The sequence below is a fragment of the Paenibacillus sp. Soil766 genome, assembly GCF_001428105.1.
GTDB lineage: Bacteria > Bacillota > Bacilli > Paenibacillales > NBRC-103111 > Paenibacillus_E.
In genome coordinates, this window is the sequence record NZ_LMSJ01000044.1 from 1 (window position 1) to 18,444 (window position 18,444).

Consider the following 18,444-nt stretch of genomic DNA (forward strand, 5'->3'; position numbering starts at 1 on the left):
TATGTAAGACCCCTTGTAGACGACGAGGTTGATAGGTTCGAGGTGGAAGTGCGGCAACGTATGCAGCTGACGAATACTAATCGGTCGAGGGCTTAACCTAATATAGGGATCTTTGACGTAGTCAAAGTCTCTCTGCTGTATCCCAACCAAGTGAAGATAAGCTTTGTAGCGAATTCCGAGTACTTGATTGGGGCTCAGAAAATCCTAAGTAATCCTACCTTTACGCAAGTTTCGTATCTAGTTTTAAGGGAATAATATTCCTACTGTGGCGATCGTGGCGAAGGGGTTAACGCACCGGTTTGTGGATCCGGCATTCGTGGGTTCAAGTCCCATCGGTCGCCCTTTTCCCTTATTAATGGGGATTAGCCAAGCGGTAAGGCAACGGACTTTGACTCCGTCATGCCTAGGTTCAAATCCTAGATCCCCAGTATATTTTCATAAGCGGTCGTGGTGGAACGGCAGACACACCATCTTGAGGGGGTGGCGCTCACAAGGCGTGGGGGTTCAAATCCCCCCGACCGCATCCCAAAGAAAAACCCTTGTTATCAAGGGTTTTTTATTTTGTTTAAGTAGTCCTATGCAATCAGGGCTATTTCCTAATATGGCGAAATCATGATCGTGCGGTATCCTGATATTGTCACTGCGGGGAGAAGGATGGTAAACTTATAGGATTATGTGATTATTTAATAACGTTATTTGCAAACGCTTTCATTAGAGAGGGAGCCATGGCACAACCTGATATAACTGTTCGAGAGGAGGAGAACCGGATGGCGATAAGCCAATTGATGGATCAGCAAAAAAGTTACTATCTAACCGGCGCGACGCGAGGACTTGATTTCCGTTTGGGGCAACTGAAAAAGTTGAAGCAAGCAATAGTCGAACGTGAATCAGAGATTATTCAAGCCCTTCGCACTGACTTGAATAAGGGAGAGAAGGAAGCATACGCTTTTGAAATTGGCATCGTTTATCAAGAAATAGCGCATGTTATCAAGCATCTGAAACGTTGGATGAAGCCGAAGAAAGTGAAATCACCAATGACGCATTCGGGGAGCCGCAGCTTCATTATCCCTGAACCACTAGGGGCGGCGCTGATCATTGCACCATGGAATTATCCGTTTATGTTGGCATTTGATCCGTTAGTGGGAGCGATTGCGGCTGGCAATACCGTTGTATTGAAGCCATCTGAGCTAGCGCCAGCGGTATCTGCAGTGATGACCTCGATCGTACGTACAACCTTCGAATCGCAATACATTGCAGTTGTGGAAGGCGGCGTGGAAGAAAGTCGTGCGCTCTTGGAGCAGCCGTTTGATAAGATCTTTTTTACAGGCAGCGTAGCTGTCGGGAAAATAGTGATGGAGGCGGCAGCCAAGCACCTCACAAGAGTCACGCTAGAGCTCGGTGGAAAGAGCCCCTGCATCGTACATCATGACGCCAGTTTAAAGCTAGCGGCGCAGCGTATCGCTTTCGGGAAGTTCTCGAATGCGGGACAGACCTGTGTAGCCCCAGATTATTTGCTTGTGCATCAGAGAGTGAAGGAAAAGTTGATGTCCTATCTGCAAGAAGCAATTATCTCCTTGTATGGCGAAAAGCCGTTGCAATGTCCTGATTATGGAAAAATCATTTCTCGCCGTCATTACGAGCGGTTATGTCATTTTTTGAATGACGGGAAGGTGGCTTTCGGCGGTGGTGCTGACGATAAGACCCTGCAAATCGAACCGACGTTGCTTGAAGATATTAGCTGGGAGCTGCCAGTGATGCAGGAGGAGATTTTCGGCCCAATTCTTCCTGTGCTCACTTATGAAAACCTAGACGAAGTGGTGGGCTTAATCCAAGCTCGGCCAAAGCCGCTGGCTCTGTATGTATTCTCGGAGGATAAAAAGGTACAAGATACCATGCTCAAGCGAATTTCATTCGGCGGCGGTTGTGTCAATGATACGCTGATGCATTTTGGTTCTACACATTTGCCAGTCGGCGGGGTCGGCGAGAGTGGAATGGGCAGCTATCATGGCGAGATGAGCTTTCACATATTCTCACATATGAAAAGTATATTAAAGCAGACGACAAGGTTCGATATTCCTTTTCGATATCCGTCTAGCAAAATCGGGTTTAAAATCATTCGCAAGCTGACGAAGCCTTAATTACGGCTCACTAGGAAGAGGTAAGTCTCATGATAGGATCCTACGAGTACTATAAACAGATTTTCAAAGATGCACCGAAGCCATTCGCATTTGTAGATTTGGATTTATTGGATGCTAACATTAAGGCCATTGCACAGGAAGCCGGTGGGAAGAAGATTCGGGTGGCGAGTAAGTCAATTCGCTGTCCGGATGTGCTTCGCCGTATTTTGGCAGCGGACGATGTGTATCAGGGGATTATGTGCTATACGGCAGAAGAGGCGATTTTCCTAGCGCGGCAGGGGTTCGATGATCTATTACTGGGCTATCCGCAGTGGCACGCTGAGGCGCTTAACGATGTAATTTCACTAATGGGCGAAGGCAAGACGATTACATGCATGGTCGACAGTATCGAGCATGTTGAACACATAGCATGGCTCGCGACGGCCAAGCAGATCGTAGTGCCCATTTGTATCGACATCGATATGTCGACTGATTTTCCTGGGCTGCATTTTGGGGTGTGGCGATCACCATTGACGCGATGGGAGTAAGTTCGCCCTGTGGCTGAGTGGATCATTGGAGCAAGTTGGCTGCGACTTGATGGCATCATGGGATACGAGGCGCAGATTGCCGGTGTTGGCGATAATGTGCCTGGGCAAGCTGTGAAAAATGCGCTAATCCGCAGGTTAAAGAAATCCTCCATTCGCAAAGCCGCCAAGTGGAGAGCGGAAGTGGTGCGTGGGCTTGAAGTGATGGGAGTCCAACTTCGTTTCGTCAATGCGGGAGGTACGGGAAGTATGGACAGCTCGCGGGAAGAAGCGTGGGTGACCGAGATCACTGCAGGTTCTGGGTTTTACGCACCTGGCTTGTTCGACAATTATAAATCATTTCATTATAAGCCTGCTGCCGGATATGCGGTAGAGGTGGTGCGTCGCCCACAGCCGAATATCGTGACTTGTATGGGCGGCGGTTATACGGCCTCGGGGCCAATGGGTGTAGACAAACGCCCCAAGCCGTATTTGCCGGAAGGTCTGGCTTTATTTCCATTAGAGGGTGCAGGTGAAGTACAAACGCCGCTGCGCATGCGGGGTGAAATTCAGATGGAGCTAGGCGACCCGGTGTTTTTCCGTCATGCGAAAGCTGGAGAGCTATGTGAGCGATTCCTAACGTTATATGCTGTTTCGCAGGGCAGCATTGTAAATACATATCCAACGTATCGCGGTATGGGGGCTTGTTTTCTATGATAAGCAAATCAGGGATATGGTCGAATTGGTCGGGGATCGTGCAGGCAACACCGCAGACGGTGCTTTATCCGGACTCCATAGTAGCGGTGGTCGACGCGGTGTTGCGATGCAGACGAGAAGGACGCAGGCTCCGTATTGACGGTACGGGTCATTCTTTTACACCAATTGCGGCATCGGATGATGTGCTAATGACGCTAGACCAAATGCAAGGCCTAATTCGGGTGGATACTGAGGAGCGGACCGCAACGGTATGGGCAGGCACGAAGCTCAAGCTGCTTGGTGAACTTCTTTTCGCAAAAGGTCTAGCACAGGAGAATCTCGGAGACATCGATGTCCAGTCCATAGCTGGTGCAATCAGCACGGGGACGCATGGCACTGGTCAGCGATTCGGCAACATGGCTGCGCAAGTGGTTGGACTGACGATGGTGACAGGTACAGGGAAGGTAATCACATGTACAACTGCGACTCACCCTGATTTGTTTAAAGCGATGCAGGTATCACTTGGCGCGTTAGGTATTATTGTGCAAGTGACGCTTCGGCTCCAACCCGCTTACAAAATGAAGTACGAAAGCAAACGTATGCCGCTGAAGCAATGCTTACAGGAGTTACCTGAGATCACGAATGGACATCGGCATTTTGAATTTTATTGGTTTCCTTATGCGGACCCGTGTCAGCTAAAATTTAAGAACTCGACGGATCAGTCGGTGACGAGCCGTAAAGTGCGTGATTACATTGGAGATGTCCTGCTCGAAAATACGGTTTTCGGTCTGCTGTCCGAATTATGCCGTAAAGTCCCGAAGCTCAGTCCAACGGTGAGTCGAATATCGGCATCCCAAGTGCCCGTGGGAAGCAAAGTGGATTACAGTCATCGCCTGTTCGCGACACAAAGACTCGTTCGTTTTAACGAAATGGAATACAATCTCCCAGCGGAGGCCATGCCCACCGTTATTGAGGAAATGCGCGAGAAAATGGCGCAGGGCAAATACCATGTTCATTTCCCAATTGAGTGCCGTTATGCCAAAGGGGATGATATCTGTTTAAGTCCGGCGTTCGGGCGGTATTCATCCTATATTGCGGTTCATATGTATAAAGGGATGCCGCATGAGGACTATTTTGGGGCGATGGAGGAAATTTTCCTTAAACACGGAGGCAGGCCGCACTGGGGGAAAATGCACTCGCTTCGTTCAGCGGAATTGGCAGAAAGGTACCCGATGTGGCAGTCATTTTGCCGTACGCGAGAAGAATTGGACCCGGATGGCATTATGCTGAATGGCTATTTAGATAAGATTTTTGGCGTTACAGGATAAGGTTAAGATGAAAATGGGGAGGTATCTTCATGCTGGAATCAAGATTGCCTCGTTCTCGCTGGTCGGTCGTCGTGGCATACGCCTTATTGGCAGCGGTGACGCAGCTGTTATGGGTAACATTTACACCTATTACAACGGCAGCTTCCCAAGCTTGGAACGTTTCTGTTGATGCGGTAGGCTGGTTGTCGCTCGTTTTCCCGCTAGTCTATGTACTGTTATCCGTGCCTTTCGGCTTGGCCGCTGACCGGTGGTTTCGCGGATCGCTGCTTATCGGCGGTGCGTTGACAGCAGTTGGAGCGCTTATACGCATACTGCCTGGCTATGAATATGCTTTGATCGGGCAGCTTGTGATCGCCATTGGACAGCCGTTTGTCCTTAATAGCGTGAACAAATTAGCCGTACTCTACGTACTTCCAGAGCAGAGAGCGAATGCTATTGCGGCGGGGACCGCCAGTTTGTTCGTGGGTATCCTGATCTCGACAGTTAGCGTTCCTTTTCTGCTGACATGGCAAGGGATGCCGGCAGTCTTGTGGTCGCAAGGCGCGATCAGCGTCATCGCCGCTGTGGCCATGGGGCTGGTGCTAAGGAAAGCGTCAGTTTTGGAGGTCGACGCGGCAGCTGAAGCGAGCAGCGCTTTCGGGTTCAGCGCGATTGCGACCCTATGGTCGCAGCGTTGGGTTAGCCTGCTATTGTTCGCAGGCTTCGGCATTTTCATTACGCTAGCGACATGGCTGGAAGTGCTAGCCAGCGCGATCGGCTTCAATGCCCAGCAAGTCGGCATTGGTATCGGTGTTATGACGGCGGCAGGTATTGTCGGCGCTGCGGCCCTGCCACGATGGGCGCTACGCGGTCAGCGCGCGCGAGTGGTCGTACTCTGTTCACTTGTGGCGAGCGTACTGCTTCTGGTCGGTCTCGCAGTTGGTATGCCACAGTGGATGTTCATCAGCTTGCTGGCTGTGTGCGGTTTTCTTCTATTAGCCGATTTGCCCGTGATGCTCTCACTGGCTGAGGCCAAATCCGAGCCAAAGTCAGTCGGCGCCGTCACAGGTTTGTTGCTGTTGTTTGGCAACTTAGGGGGCATTGTGCTTTCCTTGATTGTTCAACTCCTGTTAGGGAATAGGATTGTAGCGATTGGCGTGTTAGCTGTTGTGGCTATTCTTATTCTGCCTGCGGTTAGGTGGCTGCAGACGGCACCATCGAAGATCCAAAGTGAAAAAATTGAGATGATGTAAGTTAAAATGGTTTATTTAAGCAGCGACGTGAAAGGTTTGAACACAGTCTCGATAAGTTGCGTTGTCCCTGGCATTTTCGGAAATAAGCGTTTTCACTTTCACAGACAATTTCTCACCTTCAATGAGAGGTTCAATGCCAGATTGACTATGAAACACATCAACAGAAACTTTTTCATGATTTTGGTTGAAATTAGCGGTGACTAGAGCTGATCTAATCGCATTGGTCAACCACATAAGACCTCTCGTCGAAGAGTCGTCCAGAAGTATGACCATTTGATTTTTTTTAAGCAAAGCTGAGCCGTAAACATAGATGGCTTTGTTGTTTTGATTCTGCATGGTATACATTCTGGTATAAGGAAGGGCATAGGACTTGGAGCCCGATTCAAGTAAATTATGCAGTTTCAACAACGTTACATATAATCCTGTGTGCAGATTGGACATTTTTGGTGCACGTATGATCAAATCGAGCAAAGCGTAGGGCTGTACAGGGGATAACGGTGTCAAATATGGGACACCGAATGTGAGAGTCCTCTGCTGTCTAAATATGAAAAAGCCCAAACCGTTGCTTTCTCTCTGAAAATTTCTGTTTTTGTCAAAAATAATAGATTCCTGTAACTAAACTGTAATGCTGAAAAAGGTATAGTGGTTAGTGAGAAGAAATAGTAGGAAAACGATTTACTGGGGGTCTATGGATATCATATATCGGGATGCTGATTTTACGAATGCAATGTTGTTTGGAACTTACATTATGGTTCTAATGGACGGGAAAATGATTGGTGGAGGACTTGTCGAGGAGTTCGATGAAATAGAGGTAAAGGTGGGACAAGGACGTTTTTTACGTAACAGTTCGACTTTCGTGTTAGCTCCGCCTCCACAATGTCCGACGAATATGTGAGTGGTTTATAAGCATCCCCCAAAGGACGTTCTACGAAAAGTACAACGTCTTTTTGTCGTATGAAGTTTCCAATTTGAGGATATTTCCAAGTAAATGAATAAATAATTGAATTGTTTCCGATAAAAAAATCTACTATATTTCAACAAAATACGATATACTTTCCAATAGGTAATTATACCCATATCCAAAGTACTGGGAACGGAAAGGATTACTTAGCATGTACAAGCTACAATCTGCTCGTCCGGAGGATGAATCCTTTCTCTATGAAGTGTATGCGAGTACCAGAGTAGAGGAGCTTGCGTTGACAGGTTGGCTGGAGCACGAAGTCGACAAATTTCTCCGCATGCAATATGAGATTCAGCAACGACAATCAAGGTAAATGACCAAACGATGACAACCGTATCTATCGACCAGAAAAGACTGGAAGACAAACTCGCGAGAGAAGGTCAAGGAGTGATTGTCACGATTCCGGTGAAAACTATGTCCGATGTGGTCGTAGGTGAACTGAACGGTCAAATGGTTAAAAATATGGAGAGCAAGCAAGCCATTCTGGAGATTAAAACTGACCATGCAACGTATACTCTTCCTTCTCTGCAAATCAATATCAATGAGATATCTGATCAGGTTGGAAAATCGGTTGCCTTGCAAGATATAAAGATACAAATCGAGATTGCCACACCAACAGCAGATATGGTGAAAGTGGTGGATAATGCAGCTGAGAAAGGAATGTTTACACTTGTCGCACCGCCAATTGACTTTACCGTCAGAGGTATTTATGGTGATACGACAGTCGAAATATCTAAGTTCAACGTTTACGTAGAACGTACCCTTGCCATACCCGATGATATAGACCCGAACAAGATTACGACAGGTGTTGTGGTTGATCTAGATGGAACGGTTCGCCATGTGCCGACAAAAATCGTTAAGATCGATGGCAAGTATTACGCTGTGATCAATAGCTTATCCAACAGTACGTATACTGTTGTGTGGCATCCACTCGAGTTTAGTGATGTGGCAAACCATTGGGCGAAAGATGCCGTTAATGACATGGGATCACGTTTGGTCATTGACGGTACAGGTAACGGGATGTTCAGTCCTGACAGCGACATAACCCGTGGAGAGTTTGCAGCTATCATTGTTCGTGGACTGGGACTTAAGTTGGAGAAAGGAGTGAACTACTTCTCGGATGTGAAGGTAACAGATTGGTACAGTAACGCGATTAACACGGCTTATGCGTATCACTTAATCAATGGTTTTGAAGATGGAACCTTTCACCCGAATGACAAGATAACGAGAGAAGAAGCAATGGTTATCGTTGCTCAAGCAATGGCCATAACGAACTTGAAGGATAAATTTTCCGTTCAGTCTGCAGACGCGGTTCTCCTACCATATACAGATGCGGTAGAAGCATCCACCTGGGCGCAAAGCAGCATAGCTGATTGTGTACAGGCTGGAGTTGTATGGGGGGGAAGCAGCACGAAACTTGCACCGAAGGACAATATGACGAGAGCCGAGGTTGCAACAATTGTGAAGCGGCTCCTTCAAAAATTAAAACTGATCTGATACCTGATTCGTTGCATCGATAATATTAGGACAAGCCCTTAATAGGGGCTTGTCTCCCTAGGGGGCTTGTCGAGAAATTTGACGAAACCGAAGTCAAAGTTTGGCGTGTTAGGTATTCTCGCTTTTTATTGATCATTGAGCTCGCTCCGCGACCCAAATGTCGCATGGGGACATCGCCGAGGTGTAAAAAAAATCAAAAAAGCACGTGCTAATTCAACATTAGCACGTGCTTTTTTGCGTGGTTACCTTATTTATTTGCGGTAACCGTTTCTATTTCTTTAACACTTTGATAAATAATATTGAATAGCTCTTCCAAGTTGCCCTCTTCGATGCAAGAGAATGCTACACGAAGATCAGTTTCGCCTAGCGCGATCGTACCTACACCATGTTGATTCAACAAATGTATACGCAGTGCTTCAGCGTCAACGGTTTTGAGCTTTAAGCACATGAAATAGCCGGAGTTGAAAGGGTAGTAGCCCCATGCATCGTCGAACTTGCCGCTGTCCAAAATGGATTTCGTGCGGTGCGCGCGGCCTTTCATGATTTCGTACTTCTCTTGCTTCTGTACCTTAAACTCTGGTGAGTTCAGGGCATGAAGTACGAACGTTTGGGATGGATGCGGTCCGCTGGAAATGGTTGCCCGGATAATCCCCTTTGTTTTTTCTTCAAGTGCATCAAGAAGTGCGGTGCTTTGGCCCGCATACGTAATGAAGCCTACACGGAAGCCCCAAACGTACTCTTCTTTGGTTGCTCCGTCGATTTTGACTGCAAGCACACGCGGATGCAGGTCAGCCAATTGACCGAACAGGGATTCATGCAATGAATTTTCAAAGAAAAGACCGAAGTATGCATCATCAGTCAGGACAACAACGTTAATGCCCGCTTCTGCTGCTTCCTGGATCGCGGCAACAATCGCTTTGCCATCTACTGCGTCAGGCGTGTAGCCTGTTGGATTGTTCGGGAAGTTCAGGACGACAATCGCTTTGCCTTTGGACTTCTGAGCAAGAAGTGCTTCACGCAAGCCTTCGGAATTAAAACGCTCTTCTTCGTTATAAAGTGCGTAGTTCACAATTTGCGCACCACGGCGAATCTCGAAAGTGAGCTCGTAATTTTCCCAGTTTTTATCTGGAATAATAACCGCGTCATCTACATCTGCAAAGAGATCAGCCGCGATACTTAGACCATGTGTCAATGCATTCGTGACAATCGGGTTACCGATGAGTTTGCTGCCAATGCTCGGATTCTCTTCGAGCATTTTCTTGCGCCAAGCTGTACGAAGCTCAGGCTTACCAGCCGGTGGAGCATATTCATATATATCTTTAGGATTGTAAGTGGAGAGTGTATCTTGAATGACCTTCAGATGCATAGGTTGACCATTTTCGATGGCAATACCGATGGTAGCATTGAATTTCTTGGCTTTGGCCTTCGCTTCAGCCGATTGGCTGAGAATGCCTTCTTTCGGGAAGTAAATCGATTTACCTAATGCAGAAAGCATGTCATGTACGTGAGAATTTTCACGTTGCAGGGTCTCGTTTAACTGACTTGCCAAAGGATTCATAAGATTGGGTCATTCCTTCCAATGAGCGATTCATTTTTTCCCAGTTATTATATCACTTTCACACCTGCACGTCACTGCGCTAAACAAATTTTCTATGAATTGATATGAAAAGAAGCAAGTGTCATGGATGAATGCGTTCCAGTCACTTGCCCATAGGTTTATTTGATTAAAAAGCTTTCTAGTCGTTGCTTGATCTGCGGCCACTCTTTGTCGAGGATACTGAACATAACCGTATCTCGCAAATAACCATCTTTAAAAATAATACGATGTTGACGGAGGATACCTTCTTTCTGGGCTCCTAAACGCGCAATTGCTGCTTGGGAGCGTTCGTTGCGAAGGTCTGTTTTGAGCTGAACGCGTATAAGATCTAGGGTCTCAAAGCAGTATTGAAGCAATAGATATTTACATTCTGTATTCACACGAGTTCTCCAAACACTCGAATTGTACCAGGTATGCCCAATCTCCAAATTCCGATGAGGTACGGAAATATCGAAGAGTCGAGTACTGCCGACGATGGTATCGGTAACTCTATCATAGACTGTGAAAGGGATCCCTTGTCCTGCTTCCTGCTCGTTAAGCGCCTGATGTACAAATTTGTGAACTTCAGCAGGGTTAAGTAAAGGTGTCATAAATGACCAAATGGCAGGGTCGTTTGCAGCTTCGATTAGGCCAGGAATATGCGATTCATGAAGAGGCAGTAAGGTGACGCGAGTTCCTTCAAGGGTTGGTGGCAGTAGATTCATAGTTTGATTTCTCCTTACATGTAAATGATTTTAATGTGATTGTAGTAAGCATACTGTATGATTGGATTCATAATAAGTACCAATATGGATCGATTTATATGTACCAATTTAAAAAGAAAAGAAGTGATTGTATGGCATTTTATTTGCCGTTTCACACATACTGCACTCGCTATCCTAGTAAATATGCGGCTTTGTATCATGCGATTCGTGATGAAATCGTGGGAAATAAGTTGAAGCAGCACACTAAATTGCCCTCAAGCCGGGATTTAGCGGATGATCTGGGCATTTCTCGGGGAACTGTAAATCAGGTGTACGATATGCTGATTGCAGAGGGGTATTTGCAGGCAGATGTTGGCAGAGGTACTTTCGTCGTTTATGCAAGTGGTTATGTGATGTATGAGGCGAAGGTGGGGAAGAATATAGAATTGTCGGCTTGGGGCGTCCGAGTGAGCGAAGGGGTAGATGCTGAGGGACGCTGGAAAAAGGGTAAGGAGGAGCAAGGGAAAGAGCAAGGTGAGGGACGCGAGAAAGAACTGAGTAAGGTGCAAGGTAAGGGACGCGAGAAAGAACTGAGTAAGGAGCAAGGTAAGGAGCAAAGGAAAGAGAGAGAAAATGCAGGTAAGACTGGTGGCGGGGGGATTGCGTTCGTGGTGGCCCGACCGCAGATGGAACAGTTCCCGCGAGAGCAATGGAACCGCGGCATGTACGAGCAGGTGCGGCAGATGACGGAGTCGCCGCAAGCGGATGCTCACATCGCTGAGGGGCACTATGCGCTTCGCGAAGCGATCGCGGTGCACCTTAGGCGGATGCGAGGCATCGATGCGATGCCGGAGCGCATCGTGATCGTCAATGGGTCGATGCAGGCGATAGCCCTGCTGACCCAGTTGCTCGTAAACCCAGGCGATCCCGTGGTGCTGGAGCGCCCCGGGTATCAAGGCGCCAGCCGCGCTGTGCTGGCGGCTGGCGGCGTGCCCGTCCACGCGGCGGTGGACGAGCAAGGGCTCATCCCGCAGCCGTGGAACGCCCGGCTGCTGTTCGTGACGCCCAGCCGCCAATTCCCTACGGGGGCCGTGCTGGGCATGGAGCGCCGCCAGCTCCTGCTGCACTGGGCGGCGGAGCAAGGCGCTGTCATCGTCGAAGACGACTATGACAGCGAGTTCAGGCACCGCGGGCGGCCGATTGAGCCGCTCAAGGTGCTGGACCAAGAGGGCCGAGTGGTCTACATCGGCACCTTCTCCAAAACGATGCTGCAGGACCTGCGCATCGGCTATGTCGTGCTGCCGGAGGCACTGCACGATGCTTTTGTAGCCGCGAAGCGGCTATATGAGCCGCACCCAACGGGGCTGCTCGAACAGCGCTCGCTCGCCGCCTTCATGGCGAGCGGCGGTTACGAGCGACACCTGCGCCGCATGCGTCGGGTGTACGCGAGCAAGTTCTTGCTCCTGCAGGCGCTGCTGCAGGAGCAGCTGTCCACCCTCTTCGAGTGGGTGGACAGTGATAGCGGGCTGCATCTATTCGGGTGGTGGCGCGGAGACCTGCGCACATATTCTGCGTATTCAGCCGCATGTCAGGAAGCCGGCGTGACCTGGACGGACGCCGGGAACTATGCGCTCCCGGAAGGCAGAGCGGGAGTCTGCTTCGGATTTGCCCATCTATCAGAAGCTGAGATCAAGCAAGGGATAACCTTGCTCTGCTCAATCTCTGTAGGCTTTTCCTGACTCTTTTCACTCAATCCCTACAGTCTTTTCCTGACTCGTTCCACTCTCTCTATGCCATTCATTGCCAAATCCCTTTTCACCCACCATAAAAAGTCTCTATCAGTGTGCAAAAGAAGTCTTTTGGGCGATAACTTTGTTTGCAATAGGTTGTATGTTATCATCTAACATGTGTTCAATTAAATTACAAATCGTAGGAGTGATCCTTTCATGGCTGGATTAAATGGTGGGGGCACAAGTGTCATCGTGCGACTGGAAATACATAAAGAACTCGTAACCTTTGGACGAATTGCAACAGCCATTGGTGATGCAGGCGGCGATATTGTGGCGATTGACGTCACTAGGGCCAGCAAAACGACAACTACACGTGATATTACAGTCAAAGTAAGTGATCCCGAGCATACGGAAACGATAACGAAAGCACTAAAGGTTATTCCAGGTGTCCGCATCATTAACGTGTCAGATCAGACCTTCCTGCTTCATTTGGGTGGAAAAATTGAAGTCACCCCCAAAGTACCGATCAAGAACCGGGATGACTTGTCCCGCGTATATACACCAGGCGTTGCCAGAGTTTGTATGGCGATTCATGAAGATCCGAGTAAGGCACATTCGTTGACGATTAAAAGGAATACCGTTGCTGTCGTTTCCGATGGTACGGCTGTTCTAGGACTTGGAAATATTGGACCTGAAGCGGCAATGCCCGTAATGGAAGGGAAAGCGATGCTGTTTAAACAAATGGCAGGCGTAGATGCATTCCCTATTTGTTTGGATACACAAGATACCGAAGAAATTATTCGTACCGTGAAGGCGATTGCGCCAGGGTTTGGCGGAATTAATTTGGAGGATATTTCTTCCCCGCGGTGTTTTGAAATTGAGGAACGCTTAATTAATGAGCTGGATATCCCCGTATTCCATGATGATCAGCACGGTACTGCGGTTGTTATTTTAGCCGGGCTGCTAAATGCAGTTAAGTTGGTAGGAAAGCAATTGGAGTCATGTAAGGTTGTCATTACGGGAATCGGGGCGGCAGGTATTGCGTGTACCAAAATGCTGCTTTCAGCAGGCGTTACGAATGTTATTGGTGTGGACCGTCAAGGGGCAATTGTACGAGGTGATGAATTCACGAATAAGGCTTGGGAATGGTACGCTGCCAATACGAACCCTGGGCTAGAACGTGGTACATTATCTGATGTCATCACAGGTGCTGATATTTTCATTGGTCTTTCAGGACCAGGTGTGCTGAAGCAAGATGATGTGAAGCGTATGGCGACTGATCCGATTGTTTTCGCAATGGCGAATCCGACACCGGAAATCACCCCTGAGGAAGCGGAGCCATATGTTCGCGTTATGGCGACAGGACGCTCGGATTATCCGAATCAAATTAACAATGTACTTTGTTTTCCAGGTATTTTTCGCGGCGTGTTGGACTGCCGAGCATCCAAAATCACGCAGGAGATGAAGCTTGCTGCAGCCAAAGCGATTGCTGCTGTCGTGAATGAGGACGAGCTTAACGAGTACTACATTATTCCAAGCGTGTTCAACCACGCTGTGGTTGAGAAGGTTAGAGAAGCCGTTATGGAAGCGGCTTTTGAATCAGGAGTTGCACGTCGTCGCAGCCAACGCGAAGTAAACGAAGCACATCACGATTAATTGAAAAAAGCAGTTCGGTTCAACGCTGATCCAGCGTGCCGAACTGCTTTTCATGTTTTAGGCTTGTTCTTCTGTCCATTCCTTCAACTTACGATCGGTAGGAAGCAAGAAAGTAAGTATGCCCAGCAGAGGGAGGAATGCACATAGTTCCATGACGCGACCTGTTCCGAGGGCATCACAAAGGTTGCCTAACACAACACTTCCGATACCGCCAAGCCCAAAGGCTAATCCAGTAATGAGGCCGGATACGGTCCCTACTTTGCCAGGAAAGAGCATTTGTGCATATACGACTGTAACAGAGAAACTCGATAATAGTATAACACCGATAATAACGAGCAACACATACGCCCAACCGACAGACACATGCGGTAGCAATAAGGCGAATGGTGCTGATCCTAACATGGAAAAGAAAATGACATTACGCTTACCGAAGCGATCCGCAATCGGCCCTCCAAAGAATGTACCAACGGCCCCAGCCGCGAGGAATAAGAAAATGAAATTTTGCGCGCGGTCAATGGAGATGCCGTACGTATCTTGAAGGAAGAAGGCGAAATATCCGCTCATCGCCGCGCCATACCAAGAACGAACAAACACAAGAAATATCAATACAGAGATAGCGAACATGACTTGCTTGCGCCGCTGCGGACTGACAACACGTTTTACGACCGTTTTGGCCTTCACTGGTGCGTCTTGAAGGACAACCTTGTACCAACGAGCTATGTACAATTGCACAGCGATCGCGATAGCCGCGACACCAGTAAACCAGATCGATCCGAACAATCCTAGCGGAATGAAGATCCATTTGGTCATAATAGGAGCCAACGACTGACCAGCGTTACCGCCGACTTGGAAGATCGATTGGGCCAGACCTTTTCGGTTTCCGGCCGCCATATGTGAAACACGTGAGCCTTCTGGATGAAAGGCGGCCGAGCCAAGTCCGACAAAACAGACAGACAAAAGGACTACCCAATACGAATGAGCAAATGCTAGCAGCAGCATGCCGATCAAGGTCGATGTCATCCCAATTGGCAGCATGTAAGGCGAAGGCTTACGGTCTGTGTAGAGCCCAACGACAGGCTGCATAATGGATGCTGTAAAGTTAATCGCGAATTGCACCCAACCGACTTGCGCGTAGCTGAGTCCCATTTCATCTTTCAGAATGGGGAAAATAGCAGGAATCACGGATTGTATGGAATCATTGAGCAAATGAACTAGCCCAATAGCCAATAAAATCCGATAAACAGTAGGTTTGATATCTCCCGTGCTTTGTATGCTCTTTGAGCTATGATTAGGAGATGGTGTTGAAATGGTTGCCATGGTTTCTCCTCTCAGGTTCTGATTCCCGACTAGGTGTCTAAGAAACGTCCGAGGTCTTCGCCCATTTTCACTTTAGAGCCAAGCTTGAGATCAGGACGTGCTTCGAACATGCCATCTTCAAATAACAGTACGACCGTGGAGCCAAACTCGAAATAAGCGAGCTCTTGACCGCGTTCAAGTGTATTTGGAAGTGGTGTTACATATTGGATGGAGCTCACATTCAGTGCACCGACTTTGACGACGGCTACTTCTCCAGTTGCATGTTGAATGAATGTAATCAGTCGCTCGTTGCGGCTAAGTACACGTTTCATATGACGCAGGCCAAATTCATTGACGGGATACACTTTCCCAAGGACATGCTCTTTCTCCACGATATCCCCGGAAATGGGTGAGTGAATGCGGTGATAATCGGTTGGACTCAGATACAGAACAAAATAAAAGCCATTATTATAATTCACTGTCCGCGGAGAGCGGTTAAGCAGCTCGTCGATCGTATAATCTTGACCTTTGACATTGACAATCAAGCCTTCTTTGATATCACCGATACCTGTAATCATGGCATCAACCGGACTTACAACACGTGTTGTGTCTTCGTGGATCGGGCGTAAGCCTGGCTTTAATTTGCGAGTGAAGAAATCATTTAGAGACTTATACTCTTTGATATGCTTTTCAGCATCTTCAATGCGAATACCATAAGTTTGGGCAAAACGAGGGATAAAGAGTCGGCTTACTTTGGAACGAGCAAGGGCACCTGTTAGTTGTGAGACCCATTTGCGTGAAGACAACTCGGTCAGTAATCGGAAAAAAGGCTTAGACATAGATCATAAACTCCTGTTCATTCGTTGGTTAGGAAGGACTTTGGCCTCAGCGCATCGCTTCCTATTATCGTTTCTTCGCTAATCTTGCCACAGAAAGGTAAAAGAATCAATTGTCTATTGTTCAATTCCTTGGGACTAGCCAAGTAAGTTTCTGTATTTTCGACAGCAAATTCGTCAATGCTGTTGAAGAGGTGAACGCGACAATGTCGATAATAATCGTAATTTTTGTTATTCTGATTCCGTTAGTCATGCTTGCTAGTGCTTGGTTACTACAATCCTTTAAACATGTATTCGCAGGGGCTGCGGTTCTAAGTGCGTATATATTTGGAGCAATCAGTTCCATGAACGTGTATCAGATGCTTCGGGATGATACGGTTTTCATGACGAACATCCATGTCGTTTTCACGAACAAGGTGTTTCTGTTCACTGGCGGTTATTTAGGGGCATATGGGATTTATGTGTTGCTGCATTGTTTTTTGAAAGGAATTCGCAGCGACTAAAACGGTAATTCAACGATTTCGATCAATAGAGCGTCTACTCTATATAGTGACTGTGAAAGTAAAGGCAGGTGACAAGATGAAACGAGATTTATCCCAAATCATGCGCAGAATAGGAACTGTTGGTGGGTTAATGCTCCTTATTACGGGTTGTGCGGCACGTCATGAAGCTCAGCCCAGTGGATCTCCCGTACCTAGTACACCGCCAGCAACGGTTTCACCAACAGTGGCACCAACTTCTACACCTATCCCGTCGATGGCTCCTACGCCTTCACCAACTCCTGTAGCATCTGTGGATTTCCCGAAGATGACACTGGATGAGAAGCTAGGTCAAATGATAATCGCGGGAATCGATGACTACACTATGAATGAAGAATCTCGGAAATTGATTGCAACCTATCATGTCGGTGGCATTATTCTGTATAAGCCTAATGTGAAAGATACGAATCAATTAGTAAGTCTTGTCAATGACTTGAAGAAGACGAACACGGTGAACAAGCTTCCGCTTTGGCTAAGTGTTGATGAAGAAGGCGGCAGGGTGACGCGTTTACCTGATGAAATTTTGAAAACACCAACAAGTCAAACGATTGGAAAATCGGGTAAAACCCAGTTAGCTCATAGTATCGGTCAGCTGCTTGGGAAAGAGTTGAATGCCTATGGGCTTAATATGGATTTTGCGCCTGATTTGGACATCAACAGCAACCCCAAAAACCCGGTTATTGGCGATCGCTCTTTTGGTGCGAATGCAACGCTCGTCAGCTCCTTCGGGATTCCGATGATGAATGGCATACAAGAGATGAAGGTCGTTCCGGTTGTGAAGCATTTTCCCGGCCATGGTGATACAGCTGTAGATTCACATATTGGATTACCCGTTGTTCAAAATGACCTCGCTCGCTTGCGAAAGCTTGAGCTGATTCCTTTTGCTGATGCGATTAAGCATCAGGCGGATGCGATAATGGTGGCTCATATTTTGCTGCCAAAAATAGATACGAAATATCCGGCTTCAATGTCGAAGACGATCATGACGGAACTTCTTCGCAAGGAGCTAGGCTTCAAGGGGCTCATCATGACAGATGATATGACGATGGGCGCCATTGCGGAAAATTATGAAATGGGCGAAGCCGCCGTGAAGTCTGTTCTTGCGGGGTCCAATGTCGTGATGGTTGGGCACGATCCGCAGAAAGCGATAGCGGTTATTCAAGCATTGCATAGCGCTGTTCAAGCGGGGCGGATTCCCATGGACACGATTGATCAAAGTGTCGAGCAGGTCTATAAGCTGAAGATGAAATATAAGCTTCAGGATCTACCGGTGACTGCACCGGATCCGAAACTGCTGAACGCCGAAGTTCAGCGGGTGCTTGCTCCGCTTAGTGGGAAGTAGCGTGGAGTGACATTATGGAGGTGCTGAGAGGGATTTTCTCTCAGTCATCTACCGTACGGAAGGGACGAGGGACAAACAATTAGCGAATTGCCGCTCCTCAAACAACGTTCCAACCCATACTCCTCATTCCTCCCTGCACCAAACTAGCTACTTTAAGCCCCTCGCCCGCCTCAACACAACGTTCCACCCCAAACTCCTCATTCCTCACCAAACTAGCTAATAATTTCTGTATGCGTTGTAGAATTGAAATAACTGGAAAAAATACATCTAATCTTCGATATTTCAACTGATTTTGGATTTTAAATGGAAAATATGCACTAGCGTTGCATTAGACCTTACACATCATCAACTTGGTACATCTTCGTGCAAAAATTCACAAAGTTTTAAACTAACATAGTTAAAAAGCAGCT

Annotated in this window: 15 protein-coding genes, 3 tRNA genes, 1 rRNA gene and 1 pseudogene; 15 read left to right on the plus strand and 5 right to left on the minus strand. The window is 47.6% G+C overall.

Annotated features, from left to right (window positions below; genetic code table 11):
• The 8 genes and pseudogenes from ASG89_RS27285 to ASG89_RS27320 all read left to right on the plus strand — a co-directional run.
• Nucleotides 1-100: ribosomal RNA gene (locus ASG89_RS27285) — 23S ribosomal RNA — on the plus strand; the annotation flags it as partial.
• 168 nt (nucleotides 101-268) lie between these two features.
• A tRNA-His gene (locus tag ASG89_RS27290) sits at nucleotides 269-341 on the plus strand.
• A 15-nt stretch (nucleotides 342-356) separates the two neighbouring features.
• Nucleotides 357-428 (plus strand) — tRNA-Gln (locus tag ASG89_RS27295).
• A gap of 13 nt (nucleotides 429-441) precedes the next feature.
• Nucleotides 442-523: transfer RNA gene (locus ASG89_RS27300), tRNA-Leu, on the plus strand.
• Between the two features lie 244 nt (nucleotides 524-767).
• Complete coding sequence (locus tag ASG89_RS27305) at nucleotides 768-2,138, plus strand: aldehyde dehydrogenase (protein ID WP_057314299.1); 1,371 nt, start codon at nucleotides 768-770, stop codon at nucleotides 2,136-2,138.
• A gap of 32 nt (nucleotides 2,139-2,170) precedes the next feature.
• Nucleotides 2,171-3,358, plus strand: a pseudogene (locus ASG89_RS27310) (amino acid deaminase/aldolase).
• Nucleotides 3,355-4,665 carry a D-arabinono-1,4-lactone oxidase gene (locus tag ASG89_RS27315; protein ID WP_057314302.1) on the plus strand — a complete coding sequence of 437 codons (1,311 nt, stop codon included), beginning with the start codon at nucleotides 3,355-3,357 and terminating at the stop codon, nucleotides 4,663-4,665. Before ASG89_RS27310 ends, ASG89_RS27315 begins: the two are co-directional and overlap by 4 nt.
• 29 nt (nucleotides 4,666-4,694) lie before the next feature.
• Complete coding sequence (locus ASG89_RS27320) at nucleotides 4,695-5,897, plus strand: MFS transporter (protein ID WP_057314304.1); 1,203 nt, start codon at nucleotides 4,695-4,697, stop codon at nucleotides 5,895-5,897.
• Between the two features lie 15 nt (nucleotides 5,898-5,912).
• Here the strand turns inward: ASG89_RS27320 and ASG89_RS27325 are convergent, their stop codons facing one another.
• Entirely contained in the window at nucleotides 5,913-6,401 is a 489-nt protein-coding gene (locus tag ASG89_RS27325; RefSeq protein WP_057314305.1) for a Ger(x)C family spore germination C-terminal domain-containing protein, read from the minus strand.
• 184 nt (nucleotides 6,402-6,585) lie between these two features.
• Between ASG89_RS27325 and ASG89_RS27330 the strand changes: the two genes are divergently transcribed.
• The 3 genes from ASG89_RS27330 to ASG89_RS27335 all read left to right on the plus strand — a co-directional run bounded on the left by ASG89_RS27330 (nucleotide 6,586) and on the right by ASG89_RS27335 (nucleotide 8,355).
• A complete protein-coding gene (locus tag ASG89_RS27330; RefSeq protein ID WP_057314307.1) occupies nucleotides 6,586-6,792 on the plus strand; it encodes a hypothetical protein in 207 nt (68 codons plus the stop codon).
• A 217-nt stretch (nucleotides 6,793-7,009) separates the two neighbouring features.
• Nucleotides 7,010-7,171 (plus strand): hypothetical protein, encoded by a 162-nt coding sequence (locus ASG89_RS36765; RefSeq protein ID WP_157276834.1) that lies wholly within the window; start codon nucleotides 7,010-7,012, stop codon nucleotides 7,169-7,171.
• Between the two features lie 11 nt (nucleotides 7,172-7,182).
• A complete protein-coding gene (locus tag ASG89_RS27335) occupies nucleotides 7,183-8,355 on the plus strand; it encodes an S-layer homology domain-containing protein (RefSeq protein WP_082593647.1) in 1,173 nt (390 codons plus the stop codon).
• A gap of 247 nt (nucleotides 8,356-8,602) precedes the next feature.
• Here the strand turns inward: ASG89_RS27335 and ASG89_RS27340 are convergent, their stop codons facing one another.
• Together ASG89_RS27340 and ASG89_RS27345 are read right to left on the minus strand one after the other, a co-directional pair.
• Nucleotides 8,603-9,913, minus strand: a complete 1,311-nt coding sequence (locus tag ASG89_RS27340) for an aminotransferase class I/II-fold pyridoxal phosphate-dependent enzyme (protein ID WP_057314309.1) — start codon at nucleotides 9,911-9,913, stop codon at nucleotides 8,603-8,605.
• Between the two features lie 158 nt (nucleotides 9,914-10,071).
• Nucleotides 10,072-10,656 carry a GNAT family N-acetyltransferase gene (locus ASG89_RS27345; protein ID WP_057314312.1) on the minus strand — a complete coding sequence of 195 codons (585 nt, stop codon included), beginning with the start codon at nucleotides 10,654-10,656 and terminating at the stop codon, nucleotides 10,072-10,074.
• A gap of 98 nt (nucleotides 10,657-10,754) precedes the next feature.
• On the opposite strand from ASG89_RS27345, the gene ASG89_RS27350 reads away from it, so the two are divergent.
• Nucleotides 10,755-12,374, plus strand: a complete 1,620-nt coding sequence (locus ASG89_RS27350; protein ID WP_321166535.1) for a PLP-dependent aminotransferase family protein — start codon at nucleotides 10,755-10,757, stop codon at nucleotides 12,372-12,374.
• Between the two features lie 207 nt (nucleotides 12,375-12,581).
• Complete coding sequence (locus tag ASG89_RS27355; RefSeq protein WP_057314315.1) at nucleotides 12,582-14,021, plus strand: NAD-dependent malic enzyme; 1,440 nt, start codon at nucleotides 12,582-12,584, stop codon at nucleotides 14,019-14,021.
• A 57-nt stretch (nucleotides 14,022-14,078) separates the two neighbouring features.
• Here the strand turns inward: ASG89_RS27355 and ASG89_RS27360 are convergent, their stop codons facing one another.
• Both ASG89_RS27360 and asd read right to left on the minus strand, forming a co-directional pair.
• Nucleotides 14,079-15,338 (minus strand): MFS transporter, encoded by a 1,260-nt coding sequence (locus ASG89_RS27360; RefSeq protein WP_057314317.1) that lies wholly within the window; start codon nucleotides 15,336-15,338, stop codon nucleotides 14,079-14,081.
• 29 nt (nucleotides 15,339-15,367) lie between these two features.
• Nucleotides 15,368-16,156 (minus strand): archaetidylserine decarboxylase, encoded by a 789-nt coding sequence (gene asd, locus ASG89_RS27365; protein WP_057314319.1) that lies wholly within the window; start codon nucleotides 16,154-16,156, stop codon nucleotides 15,368-15,370.
• A gap of 110 nt (nucleotides 16,157-16,266) precedes the next feature.
• On the opposite strand from asd, the gene ASG89_RS27370 reads away from it, so the two are divergent.
• Together ASG89_RS27370 and nagZ are read left to right on the plus strand one after the other, a co-directional pair.
• Nucleotides 16,267-16,656 (plus strand): transposase, encoded by a 390-nt coding sequence (locus tag ASG89_RS27370; RefSeq protein WP_157276835.1) that lies wholly within the window; start codon nucleotides 16,267-16,269, stop codon nucleotides 16,654-16,656.
• 76 nt (nucleotides 16,657-16,732) lie between these two features.
• Nucleotides 16,733-18,034 carry a beta-N-acetylhexosaminidase gene (gene nagZ, locus ASG89_RS27375; protein ID WP_057314323.1) on the plus strand — a complete coding sequence of 434 codons (1,302 nt, stop codon included), beginning with the start codon at nucleotides 16,733-16,735 and terminating at the stop codon, nucleotides 18,032-18,034.
• Nucleotides 18,035-18,444: the final 410 nt, after the last annotated feature.